General features: G+C 47.3%; 1 pseudogene. It reads right to left on the bottom strand.

What is annotated here, in order from left to right:
- Positions 1-751: pseudogene (locus tag R7040_RS26145) on the bottom strand (DNA mismatch repair protein MutS); the annotation flags it as partial.

Consider the following 751-nt stretch of genomic DNA (forward strand, 5'->3'; position numbering starts at 1 on the left):
GAATGTGAATACCTGCGTCTTTAACTAGAGTAGGGCGGCAATAATCCAATGAGTCTGCGCGTTCTGCTAGGTTTTGTAATACGTCCATCTGTGAAATGGCAGAAGCTAGGTTTTGCATTTGTTCAAGATGAGGCATCAGCAAATCGAACAGCTCTTCCCACAGTTTTTTCTCTAGTGCGAGTGCTTTTGATTTTGAGTTCAGAACTTTGTCTTCATGCTCTTTAAGCTCAGGAATAATGTAGCGCTCTGCATTTTTCAGAGTTTGGCGACGCACGTAATGTGGCGGCACCAAATGGCTTTGGCCACGGCTTACCTGAATGAAGAACCCATGTACGGCGTTGTAGCCAACTTTCAGCGTATCGATGCCATGACGCTCGCGTTCATCCGCTTCGAGCTTTTCTAGATACTCGGTTGCACCATCAGCGAGCTTGCGCCACTCATCCAATTCTTCGTTATAGCCTTCTGCAATCACACCACCATCGCGGATCACTACCGGCGGGTTTTCTTTGATAGCACGTTCAAGAAGCTCACATACCTCACCTATTGGCGCAGCAAACTGAGCCAACTTCACTAGGTATGGATGAGTTAAGGATGCAGTGAGCGATTCTAGTTCAGGAAGTTGCTGCATGGCATGGCGTAGGCGAGCCATATCACGTGGACGAGCAGAACGTAGAGCAAGACGCGCTAAGATACGTTCAATATCGCCAATCTGTTTTAAAGTTGGCTGAAGATCGGTAAATAAGCCTTGATC

This window comes from Vibrio sp. 1069, assembly GCF_033340555.1.